20 protein-coding genes are annotated in these 23,538 nt (G+C 40.6%); all 20 read right to left on the reverse strand.

The window, feature by feature from the left end:
• Nucleotides 1-5 precede the first annotated feature (5 nt).
• The 20 genes from ACFSGI_RS13510 to ACFSGI_RS13605 all read right to left on the reverse strand — a co-directional run bounded on the left by ACFSGI_RS13510 (nt 6) and on the right by ACFSGI_RS13605 (nt 23,502).
• Nucleotides 6-962: an FAD binding domain-containing protein gene (locus tag ACFSGI_RS13510; protein ID WP_204824630.1), complete on the reverse strand. Its 957-nt coding sequence runs from the start codon at nt 960-962 to the stop codon at nt 6-8.
• Nucleotides 963-1,280: 318 nt separating this feature from the next.
• Complete coding sequence (locus ACFSGI_RS13515) at nt 1,281-1,937, reverse strand: nucleotidyltransferase family protein (RefSeq protein ID WP_204824631.1); 657 nt, start codon at nt 1,935-1,937, stop codon at nt 1,281-1,283.
• Nucleotides 1,903-2,934, reverse strand: coding sequence for an XdhC family protein (locus ACFSGI_RS13520; RefSeq protein WP_204824632.1), 1,032 nt, complete (start codon nt 2,932-2,934; stop codon nt 1,903-1,905). Before ACFSGI_RS13520 ends, ACFSGI_RS13515 begins: the two co-directional genes overlap by 35 nt.
• 68 nt (nt 2,935-3,002) lie before the next feature.
• Nucleotides 3,003-4,325, reverse strand: coding sequence for a 5'-deoxyadenosine deaminase (locus ACFSGI_RS13525; protein WP_204824633.1), 1,323 nt, complete (start codon nt 4,323-4,325; stop codon nt 3,003-3,005).
• A 29-nt stretch (nt 4,326-4,354) separates the two neighbouring features.
• Nucleotides 4,355-5,935: a gamma-glutamyltransferase gene (gene ggt / locus ACFSGI_RS13530; RefSeq protein ID WP_204825024.1), complete on the reverse strand. Its 1,581-nt coding sequence runs from the start codon at nt 5,933-5,935 to the stop codon at nt 4,355-4,357.
• Nucleotides 5,936-5,940: 5 nt separating this feature from the next.
• Complete coding sequence (locus tag ACFSGI_RS13535) at nt 5,941-7,197, reverse strand: pyridoxal-phosphate-dependent aminotransferase family protein (RefSeq protein WP_204824634.1); 1,257 nt, start codon at nt 7,195-7,197, stop codon at nt 5,941-5,943.
• Nucleotides 7,184-8,458, reverse strand: coding sequence for an allantoate deiminase (allC, locus tag ACFSGI_RS13540; RefSeq protein WP_204824635.1), 1,275 nt, complete (start codon nt 8,456-8,458; stop codon nt 7,184-7,186). Before allC ends, ACFSGI_RS13535 begins: the two co-directional genes overlap by 14 nt.
• Complete coding sequence (locus tag ACFSGI_RS13545) at nt 8,451-9,842, reverse strand: allantoinase (protein WP_204824636.1); 1,392 nt, start codon at nt 9,840-9,842, stop codon at nt 8,451-8,453. The genes allC and ACFSGI_RS13545 overlap by 8 nt, the downstream gene beginning before the upstream one ends.
• Nucleotides 9,843-9,943: 101 nt before the next feature.
• Nucleotides 9,944-10,294: a hydroxyisourate hydrolase gene (gene uraH, locus ACFSGI_RS13550; RefSeq protein WP_204824637.1), complete on the reverse strand. Its 351-nt coding sequence runs from the start codon at nt 10,292-10,294 to the stop codon at nt 9,944-9,946.
• 61 nt (nt 10,295-10,355) lie between these two features.
• The gene (gene uraD / locus ACFSGI_RS13555) at nt 10,356-10,874 is read right to left on the reverse strand and encodes a 2-oxo-4-hydroxy-4-carboxy-5-ureidoimidazoline decarboxylase (RefSeq protein WP_204824638.1); all 519 of its coding nucleotides are present in this window, start codon (nt 10,872-10,874) and stop codon (nt 10,356-10,358) included.
• 261 nt (nt 10,875-11,135) lie between these two features.
• Nucleotides 11,136-12,728 (reverse strand): PucR family transcriptional regulator, encoded by a 1,593-nt coding sequence (locus ACFSGI_RS13560; protein ID WP_204824639.1) that lies wholly within the window; start codon nt 12,726-12,728, stop codon nt 11,136-11,138.
• A 264-nt stretch (nt 12,729-12,992) separates the two neighbouring features.
• On the reverse strand, nt 12,993-13,430 hold the full coding sequence (locus tag ACFSGI_RS13565; protein WP_204824640.1) for a GNAT family N-acetyltransferase: 438 nt from the start codon (nt 13,428-13,430) through the stop codon (nt 12,993-12,995).
• 96 nt (nt 13,431-13,526) lie between these two features.
• Complete coding sequence (locus ACFSGI_RS13570; RefSeq protein ID WP_204824641.1) at nt 13,527-14,288, reverse strand: class I SAM-dependent methyltransferase; 762 nt, start codon at nt 14,286-14,288, stop codon at nt 13,527-13,529.
• A gap of 139 nt (nt 14,289-14,427) precedes the next feature.
• Complete coding sequence (locus ACFSGI_RS13575; protein WP_204824642.1) at nt 14,428-16,155, reverse strand: ATP-binding protein; 1,728 nt, start codon at nt 16,153-16,155, stop codon at nt 14,428-14,430.
• Nucleotides 16,156-16,183: 28 nt separating this feature from the next.
• Complete coding sequence (locus ACFSGI_RS13580) at nt 16,184-17,278, reverse strand: cobalamin B12-binding domain-containing protein (protein WP_204824643.1); 1,095 nt, start codon at nt 17,276-17,278, stop codon at nt 16,184-16,186.
• A 233-nt stretch (nt 17,279-17,511) separates the two neighbouring features.
• Nucleotides 17,512-17,979, reverse strand: coding sequence for a hypothetical protein (locus ACFSGI_RS13585; protein ID WP_204824644.1), 468 nt, complete (start codon nt 17,977-17,979; stop codon nt 17,512-17,514).
• The gene (locus ACFSGI_RS13590) at nt 17,976-19,988 is read right to left on the reverse strand and encodes a S9 family peptidase (protein WP_204824645.1); all 2,013 of its coding nucleotides are present in this window, start codon (nt 19,986-19,988) and stop codon (nt 17,976-17,978) included. Before ACFSGI_RS13590 ends, ACFSGI_RS13585 begins: the two co-directional genes overlap by 4 nt.
• A gap of 68 nt (nt 19,989-20,056) precedes the next feature.
• Nucleotides 20,057-20,920 (reverse strand): ABC transporter permease, encoded by an 864-nt coding sequence (locus ACFSGI_RS13595; protein WP_204824646.1) that lies wholly within the window; start codon nt 20,918-20,920, stop codon nt 20,057-20,059.
• A gap of 32 nt (nt 20,921-20,952) precedes the next feature.
• Nucleotides 20,953-21,870 carry an ABC transporter permease gene (locus tag ACFSGI_RS13600; protein ID WP_204824647.1) on the reverse strand — a complete coding sequence of 306 codons (918 nt, stop codon included), beginning with the start codon at nt 21,868-21,870 and terminating at the stop codon, nt 20,953-20,955.
• A gap of 96 nt (nt 21,871-21,966) precedes the next feature.
• Complete coding sequence (locus tag ACFSGI_RS13605) at nt 21,967-23,502, reverse strand: ABC transporter substrate-binding protein (protein WP_204824648.1); 1,536 nt, start codon at nt 23,500-23,502, stop codon at nt 21,967-21,969.
• Nucleotides 23,503-23,538 lie beyond the last annotated feature (36 nt).

Consider the following 23,538-nt stretch of genomic DNA (forward strand, 5'->3'; position numbering starts at 1 on the left):
CTCTGTCATCTCCTTTCGATCTGCGCATGTATCGTTTCCCATAATCCTGCTGCTAACAGATTTCCTGCTGTCTGCTTACGATACTGCTCACTGGCAAAAGGATCACTGTATGTTACAAATTCTTCACTGGCGAGCATAGCTAAAGAAGTAATCATTTCAGCATGATATCTATGGCCTTCTAATAATTGCTCACATGTCAATAATCGCATCGCAATACCAGAGCCACCACCTGCGGCTATTCGTACTTGTGAGAAGTATCCTAATGGATCTATCTTTGCTCGAAATGCTACTGTGACAAGCGATGGTGTAAAAGCTTCTCTACGACCAATTTTGCGAAAAAAAGTGATTTCTTGCTGATGATCGACAGATTGCTCTGTCGCTTCTGTAGTTAAAGAAGAAGTCTGCTTCTCCAAACGTATTGCTAACAACACAGCAGTACTACTTTTTCGACCACTTTTCACCGTCTCTAACCAATCGACAAGATCCTGTTCGATCGTGGTTACTTCACTTCCGATATCTACCCAGCGAAGTGAAGCATTGTGTACGAGTAGAGCAGGAATAGCATCCCCTACTGCCGAAGAGATATTTCCACCAATCGTAGCTTGATTGCGAATAGAAGGGGCGGCAATATGACGGCATGATTCGTATAATGTCGCTCCATGATGAGCGATAGTAGCATCTGTTCCACATTCACGCAGTCGTGTTAATGCACCGATCTCTATATGTTGATCGCTTTCGCCTATTCCGCATAGATCAGCAATCGTGTCGAGTCGAATAAAGTGTTCATGTCTATTTACGATGCCACTTTCCCACTGTGTACGTAGTAATGTTCCTCCTGCTACGAATACAGCATTGTCTCCATATTGACGTTTGATCATCATGGCTTCTTCTGCATTTGCGGGTTCCCAGACTTTACGTGGAAAAAGCTCCGGGCCCCTGTTCGTCTCTATATTCATCTCCATGATGTCACCTCCATTTGCTCGTTTCGCACTTTAGATGATGAAATATGCCCTTCATCATCTACTAATTGAACAAATCTTAATAAAATCATGAATTTATGTCAATTATTCTTACTTATATTTGTAGTAAATATAAATTAAAAGCTTTATTTTGTGCTTTATGCACTTTTTAAATCACTAAAATAAATTATTATGTAATATATTCTAACATATAAAAGATAAAAATTAGTAAATAATTATTTTTATTCACAATAGATTACATCAAGTATATTTACTTTATAACTGAATAATATGTAATTATTTATCTTTGATGCTAGGTAATTAGGTAGAAGAATGTAGATAATACTGGATTTGAGCTAAAGCTTCAGGAGTATCAGCGTCCCAGAAAAAATGAGCCGGATATTTGACAATATTGCTATAGAAATCAGGATTCATGACTACTTTGCGAGCTCCTTGATCACCTTGCAATTGCTCTAAATGTGTCCACATATGGGCGGGGAAAATAATAGGAGGTTTGATTCCTTCCTGATCGGCGGAAGCAATATAATCGATATCAGGCTGATGCAGATAGATCGTTATTAGTTCAGTTAACATCGTTGAGGTAATTAAAGGCTGATCGCCAAGCAAAATAAGTACGGCATCCGCTTGAGATAACCGTACTTGCTTCATGCCACAACGAATCGAATAGGACATTCCTAAATGAGCTTGTTCGCATACGACCGATAGCATTTTAGCAGGATATCGGTCTGTCCATTGTTGAATTTCTTGTTGCCATTCAGGCGAAGAATAAGGAGCAGTCACTGTTACTACCTGCTGAATCTGCTCCGTTGTCAAAACAGTAGACAGTACTTTACCACCGATAGTCATTATAGGCTCGGATCGATGAGTATCTTGTGCTGAATACAAAGGTAAGCTCAATTTGTCTTTACCCATACGACTACTTTTACCCGCTGTAAGCACTAATGCGGTGATGTTCATGTGTAACATCCTTTCTCGGTACAAGTACACGTCCACGTTTGACAGCGATCAGTTCTGCGATAATACTTATCGCTATTTCATCCGGCCCATCTGCTCCAATCGATAAGCCTACCGGAGAATGCAACGAAGGATACACTGGTAATTGATCCATTAACCGACGGGTTCTTTCTTTGGAACCCATAATGCCTAGATAAGCACAATGCTGATCTACCATCAATTCAACCCACTCTCGTTCACGCGGGAAATTATGACTCATTAAGATTATATAATCTTGTCCACTCGGTTGGATCTGTTCATACAAAGACTGCGGAAAGCCCACGATACATGTAGCTCCTTTGAACCGTTCCTCTGTACACAAACCAGCACGCCAATCCCCTACAACTACATCAAATCCAGATAACTGCGCCAGCGAACTAACAAGCATACTATCATCACCAGCACCAATTAGAATTAGACGTGGCTTAGGGCGATAAGTACGTACAAAAGTATACTGTTCCCGTTCTCCATAAGATATAGATTCAGTGCCTGAATTGGCATCGTGAGCTAGCATTAACGGTTGGTCTGATAATTGATAATCTATCTGCTGTCCATTTTTTTGAAATGAACGAGTAAGCACTACATTATCACCTTGATCCAAACGATCATTTAATTCACAAATCACATTCAAAAAGGAATCTCGGATGGGTTCTAACAAAATATTTAACAATCCACCACAGCCGATATTTTCGCCCCATGATAGATCATCGGCTGGTCGCATATCATATTCAACCATACACACTTGTGAACTGTTCCAGACATCATCTACACGAGCCACAAGATCACTTTCTAGACACCCCGGACTTATACTGCCGAATTGTTGACCATCAGCAGTCAGAATCATGGAGACTCCTTCTTTGCGGTAGGCATGTCCTTCTACATGGACAACAGTAGCAAGAACTGTACGTATTTGCTGTTGATGTTGAGATAAAGCGATTTTGCACAGGTCTTTCATATCCATGAGTCTCCAGCTCCTTTATTTTTGAATGTGAATAATGCAAATACTTTTAAGTAGGAAATAAATTGATATTACATACGTGTCATTAAACGTTTGATCGAACGATCAGATTCACGTAATACAATACTGCGATCGATGGTTTTGACGCGGCGATTTTCCAGTACAACACTGCCATCAATAATAACCGTATCCACATTACTGCGTGTTGCCGAATACACCACTCTAGAATATACGTCTACATCATATGAAGGGAAAGTATGATAATCTTCCAGATCAAGCAAGACCACGTCTGCTTTTTTACCTACTTCTAGACTGCCAATTTCTTTAGCCATGCCTAGCACTTCTGCTCCGCCCATCGTCGCCATACGCAATACTGTTCTAGCATCCATAACAGTTGGTCCATGAGGGACTTTCTGAATCAATGCCGCCAAGCGCATTTCTTGAAACATATCCAAATTATTGTTACAAGGGGCTCCATCTGCTCCAAGACCAACATGAATATGACGATTCATCAAATCTGGAATTTCAGCGATACCGGAAGAAAGCTTGAGATTAGAACCGGGGCAATGGGTTACTTTTACTCCGCGTTTATACAGAATCTGCTTTTCTTCTTCACTGAGCCATACGCAGTGTGCCAGAATTAAGCGTGGATTAGCCAGACCAATATGATCCAGATATACGATATTGCGCATTCCTCGTTCTTGTTCTACCAGTGAAATTTCTCCCCGATTTTCAGAAGCATGTGTATGCACTTTGACATGGTATTGAGCTGAAAGATCACGAACCTCGGTCAGTAAACGTTCTGTACAAGAAACAACAAATCGCGGACAAAATGCATACTGAATACGTCCACCGCCGAAACCATTCCATTTCTCAAGTAAATCTACACTTTTTTGAAGAGATTCATCGGTATTTTCTTGTAAAGGTTCAGGTACATCTGTTCCATGATCCATCATGACTTTACCGGAAATAACCCGTAGTCCACTTTGCGCCATCGCTTGAAAAGCAGAATCGGTATGGTGCACAGTCTCCATATCACAGATCGTTGTCGTTCCACTGGAAATGAGTTCGCCAATCCCGAGCAAAGCAGAATAAAAAATAGATTCTTCATCATGCGCCGCTTCCAGTGGCCAGATACGCTTACGTAACCAATCCATCAATTCCATATCGTCTGCTCGACCACGAAATAAGGTCTGACACAAATGAATATGCGTCTGAATAAATCCAGGCAATAACGTTTTGCCTCGTCCATCTATTTCTTGATCTGCATGATCATCCAAGTGTGGAGCCATTTTGACAATTTTATTATGTTCGATCAATAAATCACCAATAAATACTTCTTCACGATCGTTCATTGTCACCATCTGTGCTTGTCTAATCATGATGCTTCCCATGATGCTTCCCCCTCTGTCTCTATCCCGCTCTATATGCCGATCGCAATTCCATCACTGCGAGGATCAGCCGCGCCGCTAAATACACCCTGTTCATTAATCATAATCCCTTGCGCTTCACCCATTACCGCATCATAATCACGAATAGGTTCTACAATATGCCCGTAAGCTTCTAAGCGCGAATAAATATCTTCATATGAACGGCTTTCGATTTTTAACGTATCGCTTTGGTCGCCCCAAGTTCGTCCATATAACCATCGTGGCAATCCTATCGCTTGCTGGATATTTAATTGATAATCGATAACTCCGGTCAAAATAGATAATTGCGTCTGAGGTTGTCCTTCTCCGCCTTGTGTACCTAACAACAGATAAGGTTTACCATTTTTCGTTACCATTCCTGGCATCAATGTATGGAAAGTGCGTTTACGTGGTTCCAATACATTCGGTGCACGATCATCCAGTGAAAAGAATGATCCTCGATTTTGTAAAATCACACCACTATCGCCCGGCACATACGCAGATCCAAAATCGAAATATAGACTTTGAATAAACGAAACAGTGTTGCCTTCATTATCCGTTACAGCCGCATATGCAGTATCCTGACCCATTGCAGGTGAAAGATGCGGAGACGCTTGTGGATGATATTGCATGTCATACCATAATTTTTGTGCGTACTCTTTAGATAACAATTTCGCTAAAGGAATATCACGAAAAGCAGGATCAGTTAAATAACGATCTCGATCTTGAAAAGCTTTTTTAACCGTTTCTACTACCAGATGATAAAATTCAGGCGAAAAGCGGGCAATCGACGACAAATCTACATTTTCCAAAATATTCAGCATCATCAATAGCGAGAATCCCTGTGTATTTGGTGGCATTTGATAGACGACATGCCCTCGATAAGTAGTAGACACCGGTTCTACCCATTCACCTTGATGTGCTGCTAGATCTTCCTTCGTTAATACACTGCCATCTCGTTCTGTAGCTTCTCCAATCATCTGTCCGATAGATCCACTATAAAAGCATGCACTCCCTTGCTTGCCAATCAACCGTAGCGTCTGAGCAAGCTTGGTCTGAATAACGATATCGCCTTCTACCAGTGGAATACCATTAGGGCAGAATACCGATTGAAGATGCGTATCTTGCTGAATCCATTCCAGATCACGCATAATCCAGCGCGCTAGACTCGGTGAAGCTGGAAACCCTTCTTCTGCATATCGCACCGCAGGAGCTATAATTTCAGCCCACGACAACCGTCCATACTTTTTCCAGACCGCTTCCCAGGCATCTACCATACCAGGTACAGTCACTGCCGCTAAAGGACCACGACTTGGAATCGTTGTATATCCTTGCTTGGTATACCATTCAGGTGTTGCTTTGGAAGCAGAACGTCCACTTCCATTATAGCCTTCAATTTTGCCTGTATGACCATCGTGAATCAGAAAAAAAGCATCTCCACCAGGGCCTGTCATATGTGGATACACGACACCCAGTACAGCACTTACCGCAACCGCAGCATCGAATGCATTACCACCGGACTGCAAAATAAAAGCACCCGTCTGACTTGCCAAATAATGCGGTGCTGCAACCATTCCTCTACGCGATTGGGGCATAATGTTCACTGGTAGGTCACCTCTTTCTGACCAGCATATACATGAAGTGCTGCTTGCACACCTTGTCCTGCCGGCAATTTCACACCATGATGGATCAATACTGCTTCCAGTGCTCCCAAGACATGTAGTACATTTTTGCGACTACTGCTATATCCCATACTACCAATACGCCAGATTTTACCTTGTAATGGCCCAAAAGAACTGGCGATCTCAATACCGAAATCATGCAGTAACATCGAACGAACACTTTCTCCATCTACACCTGCTGGAATTTGAATACAAGTGACCACAGGTAATCGTGCACTATCATCGCCGAATAATTCTAATCCCATCCCGCGAATACCGGCTACAATTGCCGCTCCATTTTCAGCATGGCGGGCAAAGCGTGCTTCCAGACCTTCTTCTAGTAAAATACGCAATCCTTCACGTAATCCATATAACATGGTTGTCGCTTCTGTATGATGATTAAGTCGCTTAGGACTCCAATAATCTTGCAATTGCGCCAGATCAAAATAGTTACTAGCGATACGATTGTGTCCAGACATACCTGCTAACGGAATATCGCTTGCAGCCCGAAGTCCACGTTCTATACTTTTACGTCCTTGAATCTTACGTTCAACTCGATCATTATACGTAATAGGCGCCATGCCTGAAGGAACAGACAAACATTTCTGAGTACCACCCATTACTGCATCGACTTTCCACTCATCGGTATAAAAAGGAACGCCACCGATTGTAGCTACCGCATCGACAACAAACAGCACATCGTTTTCCCGGCAAAAATGTCCGATTTCAGATAAAGGTTGCATACATCCTGTCGATGTTTCACCATGTACCATCGCTACGATAGTAGGGCGATATTGAACGATCGCTTGCTTTACAACCTCCGGGTCAAATACAGTTCCCCATTCCGTCTCGATCGTCACAACTTCTGCACCACAACGCTCCGCAATTTCAGTTAATAAATGACCAAATCGTCCGTAGATTGGAACTAGCACTTTATCACCTGGTTCGATCAAGCTCACCATCACTGCTTCTAGCCCTGAACGCGAAGTGCCATCTACTGGAAAAGCCCATTGATTTTGGGTCATATACAATTCGCGTAACATTTCCATCGTTTCGTTCATAATATCGGTAAATGCAGGATCAAATTGTCCCAAAATAGGCATCGACATGGCTCGTAATACACGCGGATCGACTTCTACAGGACCGGGTGTCATAATCGTACGCGGGGGTGGAGATAAGTCTTTATAACGCTTCATGGCCTTCACCTCGATAAGCATATTGATATAGCAATTCGGTCAGCACTTTGAAGCCCTGTATTATATCGGCTTCGGCTGTATATTCCAGTGGATTATGACTAATTCCTTCACGACTTGGTACAAAGATCATCGCAGAAGGACACTCTACACCGAAAATTTGAGCATCATGCCCTGCTCCACTTGGTAAGGATAGCGATGATATGCCTGCTTGATCACATACATGTTGCAAATCATCAATCATTGCTTGATGCATGGGCACAGGTTCAGCTCGTAAATGCTCTTTCCAAGAGAGTGTTAATCCTTCTTGCTCTGCTATCGCTGAAATTTCTTCATATAGAGCATCTGTATAATCATTCAATATTTGATGATCCAGATGACGAATATCCAATGTAAATGTGGTTTCGCCTGCAATCACATTCGGTACATTCGGTGATACTTGAAGACTTCCGACTGTAGCGACCAATGGATCACCCCACTCTAGTGCAGAACGCTTCACACTACTAATCATCAATGCTGCACCTGCCAATGTATCTCGACGCCATTGCATCGGTGTTGTGCCTGCATGATTACTTTCACCGAGCACTTTCACTTCAATCCGGCGTTGGCCTACAATCCCTGTGACTACACCGATCTGATGCTCTGTTCGCTCCAGTACAAATCCTTGCTCAATATGAAGTTCAATATAAGCAGCAAATTCGCGCTGACATGGCGTGTATATCGATCCTTCTCCAAACCCTGCTTGCTTCATCGCTTGCTCTAAGCTAATACCGTCTCGATCTTTCACTACCGGAACTTCACTCACCTGATACGAGCCAGTGATATTACCTGATCCCCAATAGGTTAAAGGAAATCGGCTACCTTCTTCTTCTGCTAGTGATATCACTTCAATCGTTCGTAACGGTTCTCCATACGTTTCTTTCAAATAAGAAAGTGCCAGTACCCCTGCAACAACACCTAATGCTCCGTCATATTTGCCGCCAAATACAACTGTATCGATATGAGAACCTGTGACAATCGGTAATTGTTCTGACTGCTTACCTACTAACCGCCCTGTAAGATTTCCTACTTGATCGTAAAAAGGTTCTAATCCTTCATTTTTCATATAATGGAACAATGCTTGTTGAGCTTCTAACCAAGCAGGAGTATACAATAATCGAGTGACTCCGCCTTGCTCATCCGCTCCAAATTGAGCCAGCCATTCCACCATACTGTGTAACTTTGCACTGTAATTTTCGATCATTGGCGCTGCTTGCTTAGCCATGAATCACTCCTCCTGTCTGATAAGCAATAAATTGTCCTATACATGTATCAGTCAATCCAGATTGCTGATCATATACGATATGTCCACGTACCATCGTTTTCTGCACAGTGGAGGAAAACGAATATCCTACATAAGGGCTTTGACGATGTTTATCATAAAGATCATCACGTTCTAACGTATGAGATTGCCCTAAATTAACAAGCACCAGATCAGCATCCATTCCTATTGCAATCTGACCTTTAGACTTGGATAAGCCTACACGTTCAGCCGGATGCTTTGATAACATATTCGCTATAGCTGGCAAAGGAATCTGACGTTGATGATAAGCTTCTTCTAGCATCAATAGTAACGTGCTCTGTGCGCCAGATATACCGCCCCATGCTTCAAAAAAGTTGTCTGATTGCTTCATTTCAGGCGGACAAGGAGAATGATCGGAAGCGATAATATCTATAAGCCCAAGCGTGACTGCCTCCCAGAGAGCCGATTGCTCTGTAATATGACGTAAAGGCGGTGCACATTTAGCAAGTACGCCTTGATCCTCTACATCTTGATCTGTAAGTACCAAATAATGAGGACATGTCTCTACCGTTACATTGAGTCCTTCTTGCTTAGCGGCTGTGATTATATCGACTGCTTCCCGACTACTAATATGCACAAAATGCAATGCACAATTCGTCTGACGACTATACTCCAGTGCCCGCTTTACAGCAATTACTTCAGCTTCGATCGGTCTGGAATTCAGATAATCTCTAACTCCTGTTCTGCCTTCGGCTATTGCTTGCTTGGACAGCGCAGATACGGTTGGTTCATCTTCAGCATGCAAAGCAAGCACATGACCTAATCTAGCGATCTCTTTCATACCGGCACGTAACGTAGTATCGTCTGCCCTGGTGAAAATATCTTCTCCTTCTCCACCTGGTTCTGACATAAATGCTTTGAACCCGACTACACCGCCTGCTGATAATCCTGCTAATTGATCGACATTGCCTTCTACCAGCCCACCCCAGAGCGCATAATCGACATAAGAGTGTTGCTTGGCTACTTGCTTTTTGGCATCCAGATGTTCAGCATTCGTAGTCGGCGGTACACCATTCAGCGGCATATCGACATAAGTGGTAATTCCTCCTGCGGCAAGAGCAGCCGAACCGGTCTGGAATCCTTCCCAACTGCCTAATCCTGGTTCATTAAAATGAACATGAATATCTACAGTTCCCGGTAAAATATGCAATCCTTCCGCTTGAATTACAGGTACTTCATGCGTATAAGGGATAGAAGGAGTTAGCGATTGTATTTTGCCATTTCGAATACCGATATCCAGTTTGGCTACACGATCTGGTAATACAATAGTGCCTCCAGTAATAATCAGATCCAGTTCTGGTTGCATCCTCTACACTCCTTCTCACTATTCTAAAGTTTTGATCTGTTAGGCTTGGTTCTTATCCGATAAAGATGAGTGGTCTGTCTGGTGTTGATATATTGGACTGATTAGCTTCCGCGATAAGTGCTGTATCCACCGGGAGCTACCAATAAAGGAATATGATAATTTTGTTCAGTATCTATAATATGGAAGCGTAAAGGAACCATTTCCCACAATAATGTGTCTGCTGTACTGATACCAATGTCACGATGATAATCACCAACGTAAAAGATCAGTTCGTATACTCCAGTCTGCATATCTTCTCCTGCTAGCAATGGTTGATCGACACGTCCATCTGCATTTGTAAAAGCTGTAGCAAGTAATGTCTGCTTTTGACGATCATACAGCTCGATTTTGACTCCTTCGGCGGGTGTGCCTTGTACCAAATTCAACACATGAGTTGTTATTTTACCGCTCACTTGCTTCACCTGCTTTCTAAATTAACCTAATTCTCTTGTGACAGAATATAACGCAGAATCATTAGGAAAGAGATAATCCTTGCTCTTCTGCCCACATTTGCAGTCTCAACCCTGCAATGGTATGTACCTGTCCAAGAGCTGTCTGAAATTCTTCTTCAGCCGGCTTTCCTGTTCGATCACGCATAGATTCTAAAATCTGATCAGTCGTTTTTCCTTTGACTGCCAAAATAAAAGGAAATTGATATTGCTCGGTATACACACGATTCCGTTCAGCTAATTGTTCATATTGCTCTGCCGATAGTCCGGTTAGTCCTGCTCCTGCTTGTTCTGATTGCGAGTGGTCACTCATTTCAATTTTGGTTCCCAAATCTGGATGTTGTCTTAATAACGTTAATTGGGTAGAAGTATCTGATTCAGATACAATCTTTTTCATCGTATTTAACATATCTTGTAATGTATTAAACGGTCTATGCTCCCATGCCTGCTCTGTAATCCAAGCAGAATGTTCATATAAGCCGCCAAATTGTTGTAAAAATTCTTCTTTAGTCCATGATTGCCATGATTTCTGTGTATGTTCCAAATCTATTCCTCTTTTCGTTCATTCTTTTTTATCATTTTACGTAAGGTTATAGAACATATCAACTAATCGGATATAATTTTGTTATATAACATAACATTGAAGTAGTGTTTTGTGAATAATACAAAAAACCCTCACCAAAAGGCAAGGGTCTTTATCATAATCATACATCACTTGAATCGATTGAAAATTTTATACGATACTCAATAATCTATGCGGTTGTAAGTATATCTAGCATCATTAGTATCGTTACTACTATTTCACTTATGACTGTTGTTTATCTTTCAAAAATTTGCGAAATGTAAACACCATTTTAAGTTTGAGTAGATCATTTGTCTTTTTAAAATCCATCTGCAACAGACCACCGATCTTATCCATCCGGTATGTGACTGTATTGCGATGTACATATAACTGTTTAGCCGCTTCATTAATTAGTCCATCATTTTCAACAAAAGCTTCAAGTGTATTCATAAGCACCTGATTAGGATCGCTATCTTTGATCAGTAACGGTTCCAGTATTTTATGACAATATGTCTCCATAATATTTTCAGGAACATACTGAAAGACATAAGCAAATTCTAACGTTTGAAATTGTAAAGCAATATGGGTCATTCCAAAGCGCTTCGCTAACTTGCGAGTCTCCAGTGTTTCTTGATGAGCTTCACGTAAAGAACTGGATTCTGTTTTGATTTTACTAATCCAAAAGCGCGGACTACCTCCATCATGACCAAGAGACTCCATATCTTCAAATCGATTGATCAAAAACGTAGATAATTCCTCACCGTAATCTCGTTCAGATGGACAAGCATAGATCGATAATATCCCTTCTTCAATCCGAAAATGTTGAGAAGGAAACAACTGCATTAGCGGATTATACTGTAACTCTTGATGAATCTGTGCCAGACGCTTTTCTGAAGAAAATGCTTGTGGTTCAAGTGTTGTTAATACGCATTGATAGGGGCCAGGAAATAGATTAACTCCTAAACGCCCTGCTCCTTCAGTCAGATCATCCAGAGACATTCGTTTGGATAAATATTGTGTAACCAGTGTGCGCATTTTGTCTTGTACCCCAGGATTCACATGTTCGCGGTACGTCGTATCCATATGAAAAGCTAATACTTCAGCAGCTTGCTGAAATAATTCTTCTTCTTCTTTCAGTGGCATCGAGCTATCTGTAAATACTAACAAAAATCCGTACTGTTCACTACGCTTCATAATAGGAACACGATAACAACTACCCGCGTTCCATTTCACGCGCGTCGGTGACATTTTCCAGGGCCATCCTTGAAGTACACTGTCTCCGCCTTCGCCACCATTATATAGAATATGTCCGCGTGAACCGATAATCGCTATCGGGTATTTCAAAATATCTTCCAGTACAGCAAATACATTTCCCTGTTGATCCTGATTAAGCGCAAACTGCATCAAACGCTTTTGCTTATGTAAAACCGATTGCAACAGTTTGGTGCTCCGTTCATGTTCTGCTTGAAAAAGAGCATTCATCTGATCCGAAAAAGTAAATTGAAACGGAAGCTCAAGTAATGGAAATTGTAAACGATTGGCTTCGTCAATAATAGCCTGTGGAATCACTTCCCAAAATCGTCCTAACTTCACTCCAAGTCCTGCACAACCACGTTCATTTAACTTTCGCATCAATTTGATAGCTTCTTCTTCACTGTCTTTCATAATAAAAGCAGTGGTAAACAACATTTCTCCGCTTTTGATCCAGTCGGCGATATCTGGCGCGTCCATAACATTCACAGACTTCATAAGTCGTGACGTTCCCCGGGCACCCGCAACAAGGCGCGCTTCAGACAGAGGATACACTGCAAGCGCTTCTTGAACTGTTAATTGCATACGAGTACCTCCTATTCCGCTAACATCTATACGAAATTCCAAATAATATTGTGATGTATTATAACATACAAATCATTTGCATTAGTATAACGATTATTTATACCTTTTCTCTTATATGTATGATGTATACAAAAAATATGTATGATTTATGCAAAAAAATACACCCTTTGATCCACTATAATTGATGTCTGATTTAATCATTAGCCAGACTTATAGAGACAAAGAGTGTATTTGAAATTGCCAATTATATTGCAGTAGGTCGGTTTATTCTTCTTCCTCTTCTACTTCATAACGACAGAGATAACGTTCAGAAGCCGCGTTCAGCTCTCCATTACCAATAACTGTAAAGCCAATATTACGATAAAACTCTGCTCCTTCATCATCTGCTTCAGCAAGCAGAACAGAAGGCTGAGCTGTTTCTAACAATTCTAACAAAATACCGCGTCCATATCCTTTACCACGTTCATGCGGAGCAATGGCTAAATGACGAATACGTAAAATGTCCGTTGTATCTGCTTGTTCAACACAGCCGATCACGCCAATCCATTCGCCATCTTCTTGATATCCATATAAGTGCATCTGATCCTGTGTATGATACTGTTCAATCACAGCCTCCAACACTTTTGGATCAGGAAATACAGCATATGATAATAATTCCTGTAATTGTGGTTGTTCTAATTTTTGATCGATCCGTTCTAACACAATGTATTCCTCCTGTACGGTTTGCTTGACTACTTCTCTATTTTACATGATGTGTCAAACAGCTACACAGTACACTATGATAATAATGTTTAGCTATTATTGATCTGTAGGTTCTTGTACTTGTTGTAATACTTCAGGATGAGCTTGAGCCTCTTCCTTACACGCTGCAAATGTAATCCAATTGCCTTGCAGTTCGATCTCTTTGCCATCTTTGGTTTCTTCGATCGCTTGTGCTACTGCTTTGCGTTCGATAATATTCCAGTCTTTATAATATTCATTTAAAAGCTCTAACAATTGTTCTGTCGTCAAATTCAGCTCAATATTGCCTTCTTCTGCTTCTTGAGTTTTTTGATCGACTTGCTGAACAGAAGAAGTCATAGAAATTAAATGAATACCGCCTGTACGAGTACCTGCTTGCATACTATGAATAACTTTTTGCAACGATTCTTTGGATGACACATGCTCCAAGCATCCGGTAGCAATCATATAATCGTATTCATCAGGTTCAATATGATAACTTTCTACATCGCTGGTAACAGCTTCAATCCGATCAGCGACTTTATATTCTTCCGCATATCTCTGCAATTGTTCAATCGCGGAATCCAGCAAATCTACTCCTACTACCACACCGCCTTCAGTTAATTGTTGAGCAACTGGAATTGTATGTCTCCCCACTCCACAAGCCATATCCAATACTTTTGGTGCCGGTGTATATTTTTGCAGACGTGCTAACAGCTCCATCACAATCGGCGTAGGCCCTGCCATCCATGTGCCGGGTTCAAATAATTTATTTTCTTCATAAAACTTTTCATGGTAATCGGATTCCGACTCTCTAGCTGTATCGAATGCTGCGCACATCAGGTATCGCCCCTTATCTTCAATTGGTATATCTACCATTACCCAAGTAATCACATATTCTAAAGGGGAACGCTTATTTATTTATTCATGTATACCAAAAAAGGAACCTGCAAAGTGCAGATTCCTTTGTAATTCTTTTTTATTTGACTAAATGCTCTAGTTCCCGACATGCTTGTTCATAAGCAGGAACCAGCAATTGGACAAGCTCTTGAACTCCTCGCAAATCATCTTCTTTAGCTAGAGTCTCAATCTGATGCAATAATTGCGCCATATATTTAATTCCTATACTCAAGCTACCCGATTTGAGTTCGTGTGCGGCTTCAGACAATTCGGCTGCATCTTTACGAAGAACTAACTTATTTAATCGTTCTAGCTTAGTAGGAGTCTCACTTTTGTACATTTCGATTAGTGTTCGCAATACTTCTGGATCACCATCATCATTCAATTCCAATATTTCTTGAATAACACTCATATCTAATGCTTTTTCATGGACGATATCTGGAAGCCATTTACGCATCATGACCGTTAGACTTTCAAGATTAACCGGCTTGGTCAAAATATCATTCATCCCTGCATCAAGACACTTCTGCCGATCTTCCTGACTTGTATTACCTGTTAGAGCAATAATGGGTACAGGTAAGCGCATCTCTGCTGTTTCTAATTCGCGAATTTTGTGAGTGGCTTGCAGACCGTCCATAATAGGCATACGGTTATCCATCAAAATTAAATGATACGTTTGTCCAAGATATCTGGAGATGGCTTCTTGCCCGTTGCTGACTGTATGAACTTGTTCCATTCCCATCTTTTTCAGTTGTAGTTGAATCACCTGACGATTGATAGGATTATCTTCTACAATTAATATCGCTTTATCCGTCTGTTTATGATGCAAATGAGAAGGAAGTTGATTATAATCGATCTGCTGTTCATCGAGACTCGTATGGATTAACTCTTGAGTGTCCGAAGAAGCTTGAACTTTTTTGAGCGGAATATCGAACCAAAAAGTTGACCCTTTATTTTCTTCACTTTTCAAATCAATCGTTCCTTCCATCAGCTCTACAAATGATTTACATATGGAGAGCCCCAGCCCCGTTCCTTCCACATCGTTTTTGCCAGGTTGATCAGCTTGTGCATAAGGCTGAAACATATTTTTTTGATTTTCTTCTGAGATGCCGATTCCTGTATCTGTAACTTCGATGTGAAGAACTTGTGAATTTGCACTATTATGTTTCAATTGTATACTGACTTCGATCTTTCCTTGTTTGGTAAATTTATTAGCATTGCTGAGCAAATTAAGCAAAATTTGTCTGATTCTGCCGCCATCACCTACTAACTCATTCTCTACCCGGTAATCAATAAAAGCCGAAATCACATTTTCATTTTTTTGCGCTTTGGGTTCACTTAATCGAATAATATGATCCAATAATAATCGCAAATCGATAGGCTCTTCTTGCAATCGCATTTTGCCGGCTTCCATTTTGGAAAGGTCCAACATATTGTTAATCATACTGAGCAACAATTCAGCCGACTCTTGAATTAACATCACAGACTGCTGTTGCTCTGTCGATAATCCAGAACTCATCAGAATTTCGGACATACCGATCATTCCGTTCATCGGTGTACGTATTTCATGAGTCATAATCGCCAAAAATCGAGCGCGTGCTTGATTGGCATGAATAGCTTCTTCTTTGGCAGCATTCAACTCAGCATTTGTTTTGGCTAACTGACGTTGTAGCGTTACCATTTCATTATTCATTGCTGAAAATTCAGCTAATATTTGTTCTTCTTGATACTTGCCTTTGATCATCTTATGGGAAAGATCTTCTATAGTTTTACGCAAAATAGTAATTTCTTGTTCAGCATTCGTCATTGCGTTCATCTTCCCTTCTAAAGGCTATTCAACCTTTTACCGAGGGCTGGCTGCCTGAATCATTCAGGGCTACTAAGCTTGTCGCTATTTCAACAGCTTCATTTGCATCAGGTGCAAAACCATCTGCCCCAACTCGCTTCCACAGTTCCCTGTCAATATTAAACGGCAATCCGCCGACAATGATTTTGACATATCTGGTTGATTCTTCAGCGCGAATTTTTTCAATTAAGTCTTGCACTAAATGAACGTGAAAGGTCATTGTTGCAGAAATAGCAATTACATCCGCCTGATGATGCACAATGGATTGTAAAAGACTGTGATCTGGAACATTCGCACCTAAATAATAGGTATTCCAGCCTTCCATTTCAAAAAAATCAGCCAACATTCGAATCCCGATCTCATGTTGTTCTTCTCCCACACAAGCCGCAACTAAGCGATATCGTTCCTCACCTGCACTTATCCAATATGGATACAGACGTGAAATGATACTTTGTGTTGCTGCTGTACAAAAATGTTCTTGAGCAATATTGATATCACCAATTTGCCATAATCGACCGATCTCGTATTGTACAGTCTGGAATATATGAATGTATATATCTTTGATAGGAGTATCGTTTTCAAGAAGATGTACGATAAGCGCGTAGGCCTCTTTGCGTTCTGTACGTAGCAAACAATCTAGATATTGTTTCGCTTCTTTTCCTAATAACGAGGTATCCACCATATACGATGTTTGCGATTCACTTGTTTGAACATGATGTATACCCATATCCAGATAATCAATTACATTGGATTTATGAGGATGATCAAAACTTTTTTGAAGCGCTTTTTTGATCGCATATAAATTTATCAATAAATCTTGTTCAGAGACTCGATATCCATGTAACAGTACTTTTAGCCATGAAATATAATTCATAAACAAACTTGGACTTTTCATCAGTACACTTTCAGCTAAATAGCTAATCGTATATAAAGAATCTTGCTTGGTTCTTATTCTGCCATTGGGTCCAAATCGTTGTATTAAATCCGGTTGCTGGCGATACTGCATCTGTGTTACTTTTTCTGCAAATCGATCTGCTTGCGATATTAATTGCTGTCCTGCTGTTCCTTCTCGTTGTAGTGCCATCGCGCTGACCTCCCTGTCATAAAGACCTTACGAGGATCAATTCGCTTGCACAGATCGTAAGATGTGTTTATAACTGCTGATTATTCAGCTTATGATTATATCCAGAATGTATACCTTGCTGAAATTTTCCCATAGATTGACGAATTAAGCAAGTTCTATAGGTTGCATTTCGCATACAAAACCCACTTTTCCTACATATATAAATGTAAAAAAACAGAAAAAGCTGTTAAGAATCAACAGCTTTCGTTTTTTAAACGTATTTGTAGAGCGAACTGATTTGATAACGTTTGCGGATCGGTCACAATTTCCCACTGAATACCGATTTTTTCTTCTATACTCGATATCATATCTGAATGTAATACTAATCCAGATAATTTGTTTCCGGTTTGGGTATAATCACGATGTTCTTGCAGTTGAAATCGGAAGTGTAAAAGTCGTTTGACACCGCCAATATGGATAAATTTGAATCTATACCCTTCTATGATCGCTTGTTCCCAGGGATCGTTCATATCGGTAGCTATCTGTAGACGGTCTACCATATCCATTTGTGGATCAGCGACTTTGGCTAATAACGCTGTCCATTCTTGGTTATGAATAGATGAAATGATAGTTGCTGCATCCAATCCACTGCTCATACAATTCTCAATCCATAATCCTACTGGTAATGACAACTTCACTTTTTCCAAAAAGGACTCTGTCATAAATTAACCTCTGCTGGAATATCGATATAATGCTTGATCCAATCATTCACATGGGTTAACAAGTCTACACGATAGCTAGGCTTACCGCTTTTGAGTACCATATGGTTAGAATCAGGATAGCGAACCATCTTCGTCACTTTGCCTTGACGTTTGAGTGCAGTATACAATTGTTCTCCTTGTTCAATAGGACAACGCATATCCTGCTCTCCATGAATAATTAGTAGAGGTGTCTCTATATGCTGAACATGAGCTAATGGCGATTGTGACCATAACTTTTCAAAATCTGCCCATGGATTACCACCAATGATCCCTTCTGTGTAGGAAATCCCAATATCGCTTATTCCATAAAAGGAAATCCAATTGGAAATACAACGTTGTGTAACAGCTACACGAAAACGATGATCATGAGCGATAATCCAATTCACCATAAGCCCGCCATAGCTACCACCGCATATACCTAATTGCTGTTCATCACATTCGGGATGATGTTGTAACACATCATCTACTGCTTCTAACAGATCACGATAATCGCCACCACCAAAATCTTGACGACATGCTTGAGCAAAATGCTGTCCATACCCGAAGCTACCACGCGGATTCACCATCATTACAGCATAGCCTTGTGATACTAATGTCTGCATTTCATGGCTATACGCATCGGAATACATCGCATGTGGCCCACCATGAATCTGTAAAATCAATGGAATTTTAGAATCATTATCTGCTATATGCGTTGGCTTCATAAACCATCCTTGAATATGGATACCTTCTTTATTGGTATACCAAAATAATTCGGGTACAGCTACGTTATAATCAGCTAACCATTGATGATTGTCTGTTAATGGCTTTACTTCCTCCCATTGGATATTAGATACTGGAAGAAATGGAAATTCAACAAATTCATATGGATGAGTTGCATCAGCAACCAAAGCCACCATTATATTTTGTTGTGGAGCATAGACAATCTGATGAATATCTTTTCCACCTGTTGTTATCGGCGTGCATATTCCTTCTTCAGTAAGACGATATAGATCTACACTTCCTTGATAAGTTCCTAATACATAAATAGATTGTCCATCTGCACTATAGATCGGCCCGGGGATAGCAGCCGCATTCTTCATATCATTCAGTATAAAATTACCGAACTGGATCTGCGATTGTGGTGTTAATGAACGTATTTGTTTGGTTGATCTATCGATCCGGTATACCTGATTCTGAGTACCACTTCCATATTCTCGATCATTGGCAATACATGTCCATGACTTTCCATCCGGTGCATATGCTAATTGAGTAATCATCCGATCATGATTTGTATAGATTTCTGTATGTCCAGAAGACAGATCTAATGTGTACAAATCTTGATAAAAAACGAGATCCATATCACTATATATAATAGAAGAGTTTTTTTGAGCAAGGTAACTAATTTCGGTTCCATCCGGTGACCAGACAGGAGCCGAAGCATCAAAATCACCCTCTGTGATCTGTTGGATATGACGAGTTGATAATTCAAGCAAAAACAGATGTTGATATGTTCCATTCCACAATCCAGAACCTTCTGCTTTGGGTGTAGTTCGCTCTATAATTTGTCCACGATCAGGTACATGTGCTTCTACTTCATGTGTTCCGATCACACGACTTGTTATAGCGATAGACCGTCCATCTGGAGACCAGCGAAATAAGCCAATCCCACGTTCAAGCTTGCTATACTGATTGATTGAGCTATCGATCATGTCCATTATCCACAATTGTGGCTTATTATCTGTTTTACGAATAAAGGCTAAATATCTTCCATTTGGAGACCAGCCAGGTGCTGTATCATAATCGCCATCGGTTATTCTTTTCTTTTGCGTGCGATCGGCGGATAGATAATAGATATGCGTTTTGTATTGATTGCGTTCACGATCAATGATTTTGTGTACATAAGCTACAGCCCCATCAGGATGAATAGAAGGATCACTGACCCAGTTATATTTGTATAAATCTTCAGGTTGTATCGTCTTTTGACTCATCAGAATAGGCTCCTTTACAGATGTAATAAGGATTGATATTAGAGTTTTTTTATCGCTTTTGTTATAGATTAAGATTGATCATTTGTAATGCGAGGATCTAATTTATCCCGTAACCAATCTCCTAGAAAAATAACGCCCAGTACTGTAAATGTAATCGCTAATCCTGGAAAAGTAGCCACCCACCAACTGGTCGCAATATATTGTCTGCCATCACTAAGCATTCCACCCCAAGATACATCAGGAGGTTTGATGCCCAGTCCAAGAAAGCTAAGCGACGCTTCCATTAGAATCGTTGTCGCTACATTCATACTGGAAATAACGATCAATGATGACATCACATTCGGTAAAATATGACGGAATAGTAAGCGACCCTGCCCTGCTCCTGCTGATTGCGCAGCTTTGACAAAATCGCGTTCTTTAAGACTTAACACTTCACTGCGAATCACTCTCGCATACGACACCCAGTTAGTTAACCCGATTACAATAATCAAAGTCAGCAGTCCAGGCTGAGTGACAGCAAGTACAACCAACGCTAATAATATTGAAGGAATCGCTAGAAATGAATCTGCAACACGCATAATAATCGCATTGATCCATTTGCCATAATAACCGGATAATAATCCCAATACCGCTCCAATCATACCGGATACCAGTACTGCGCCTACACCGACAATTAAAGATACACGAGCTCCGTATACAATTCGGCTCCAAATATCACGACCTAGATTATCTGTACCTAACCAGTAGCTAGATTCTCCTCCATCTAACCATACCGGAGGCTTGAGTCGTTTGAGCGGTGCAACTGAAGCAGGATCATGAGTTGCCAGCCATGGTGCCAGCAACGCACATAACACTACCGCCAAAATAATAAGTAATCCCAACGTACCGGTTTTACTTTTCAACAATTGACGGATCATTCCTTGATCAGGCATATCTTATCATCCTTTCTACCATTCATTCCTGATCAACGGTATGTAATACGAGGATCAAGCAGACGATACGTAATATCAGTTAATAGATTTCCTATAATAACAATTAGTGCAATTACAAATACTGCCGCTTGTACAATAGCCATATCATGTGTATTAACAGCAGTAACTAGAAGTTGCCCCAATCCTGGCCATGCAAACACAGTCTCTGTAATCAATGTTCCGCCGATTAGACTGGTAAATTGTAGACCTACAATAGTCACTACAGGAATTAAGCCATTGCGAAAAGCATGCTTCATCACAATAATAAACGGGCCTAATCCTTTACTTTTGGCTGTGACTATATAATCTTGATGCAAAATTTCCAGCATACTGGAACGAACCAATCGCGTCATCTGTGCTCCAATACCGATACCCAGTGTAAAAGCAGGCAATACTAAATGTTCGATTCCACCTCTACCCGATACAGGTAAAGCACCTAATATGACTGAAAATAATAAAATCAACATAATACCCATCCAAAAGTTCGGCATCGCTTTGCCTATAACCGAAATACCAGATATCAATAAGTCAGTAAAGGTATTGCGCTTTACTGCTGACAAAATACCTAACGGAATTGCCATTACAATCGCAAAGATCATCGCTGCGACTGCTAATTCAAAACTAGCTGGCAAGCGCTCTAATACAAGTGGTAATGCCGATTCTCCATAACGAAACGAAGTCCCAAAATCGCCTTGAATCGCACTGCCCAAAAATGTAATGTACTGCTTATATAATGGTTGATCTAAGCCCAATGCTTCTGTAAGTACAGCACAATCTTCTGCTGTCGCTGTCTCGGGTAACATCAAAGCTACAGGATCACCAGTTACACGTACCAAAATAAAAACGATTAACGATACAAGTAGCAATACCGGAATAATTTGAAGTAGTGATTTCACAATATAACTTTTCAAGCTAATCACCTCCGTACCTAGCATATAGTGCTTACATTTCAATAATGACGATAACAAAAAGCAGGGAAGATCCAGTGCCATCCCTGCTTCATTTTGTTATCCATTCACAGGTGTAATATCATCTGCATAGAACATTTCATCACTTCTTGGCGTAAATTTCACACGACTATCTGCTCCATAAATGCCTTCCATTTGGAACAAGTACACTGCCGGGCGTTCTTCTGCCAGAATCTGCTGTACTTCTTGGTATTGTTTTTCACGTGCTGTTGGGTCCATATTTACAAGTGCATCTTGCAACAGCTTTTCCACTTTAGGGTTGTTATAGTCTGTTTCGCCTGCTGCTTCTGTTTTGAGATAACGATTGTAGTTATTAGAAGCATCGAATAACGAATTACCAATTCCAATCATAAAGATTTCTTTAAATGACTTGGAGCTATAACGTTCACTAAAAGCACTAGGTTCAAGCACTTCTAGATTGGCTTTGAATCCTGCTTCATTAAGCATCGCTGCTACTACTTCCGCATATTCTTTGTATTGAGAAGATACCGTCATATTCAGCTCTGCTCCGGTATGCCCTGATTCTTGTAATAATTGTTTGGCTTTGGCTGGATCATATAAGGTCTGTTTGTATAATGAAGGATCAGCTCCAAAATTACCCGGTGTTACAGAGGTACGTGTCACAATTCCTGCTCCGCCTGCAATACTATCTACAATTCCTTGCTTATCAATAGCCAAGTCAATCGCTTCACGTACTTTAGGATCAGCAGTTACTGTCCCTTCGGTTTCACGCAAAATCAATTGCAATACACGTTGGATAGGAGCTTTGACAATTTGTTTGCCTTCTTCACTTTGAATACGTTCGACATCTGTTGAAGGAATACCTGAAGCAATATCAATACCACCTGCTAACAATTCTGATACACGTGTTGAAGCTTCTGGAATCGAACGGAACACAACCGTATCCCATTTCGGTGCATCTCCAAAGTATTTATCATTTTTAACCAGTTCTACACGATCATCTTTGATCCATTTGCTAAATTTGTAAGGCCCCGTACCGACTGGATTTTTAAGAAACGCATCGATTCCTTTGTCTTTGATATACTTTGATGGAAGGATTCCTGCACCCATTTTGGATAAACGATTTAATAACAATGGATCAGGGCCATCGGTAATCATATCTACTGTATAATCATCAATCACTTTAACTTGTTGGATAGATTTGAAGTACGAATTTTGTTTGAGGGCACTGTCTTTGGCGACACGATCAATCGTATATTTCACGTCTGCCGCTGTAAAAGGATCCCCATTGTGGAATGTTACACCTTCACGTAGCTTGAATCTCCATGTTGTATCATTGATCTGCTCCCATGAAGTCGCCAGTACAGGTACTTTCTTTTGTTCATTATCATTTTTGACTAAATAATCGAGCATATTTACCAGTACTGCTTCACTAGACGTATTGTTATTATTATGCGGATCAAAACTTTCAATATCAGTTGCATTGCCGATAGTTAATGTTTTGCTGTTGGTAGCGGAATCAGTAGATGTTCCTTTGCTACTACCACAACCTGCTACGACCACTGCTACTATAAGTAGTAATACTGTACTTGTTATCCAGGACTTTGTTTTCATATTGTTCACTCCTACCCCTTTTGAGATCATATTTAT

The sequence above is a fragment of the Paenibacillus nicotianae genome, assembly GCF_042681745.1.
In the GTDB taxonomy this organism is placed as follows: domain Bacteria; phylum Bacillota; class Bacilli; order Paenibacillales; family Paenibacillaceae; genus Saccharibacillus; species Saccharibacillus nicotianae.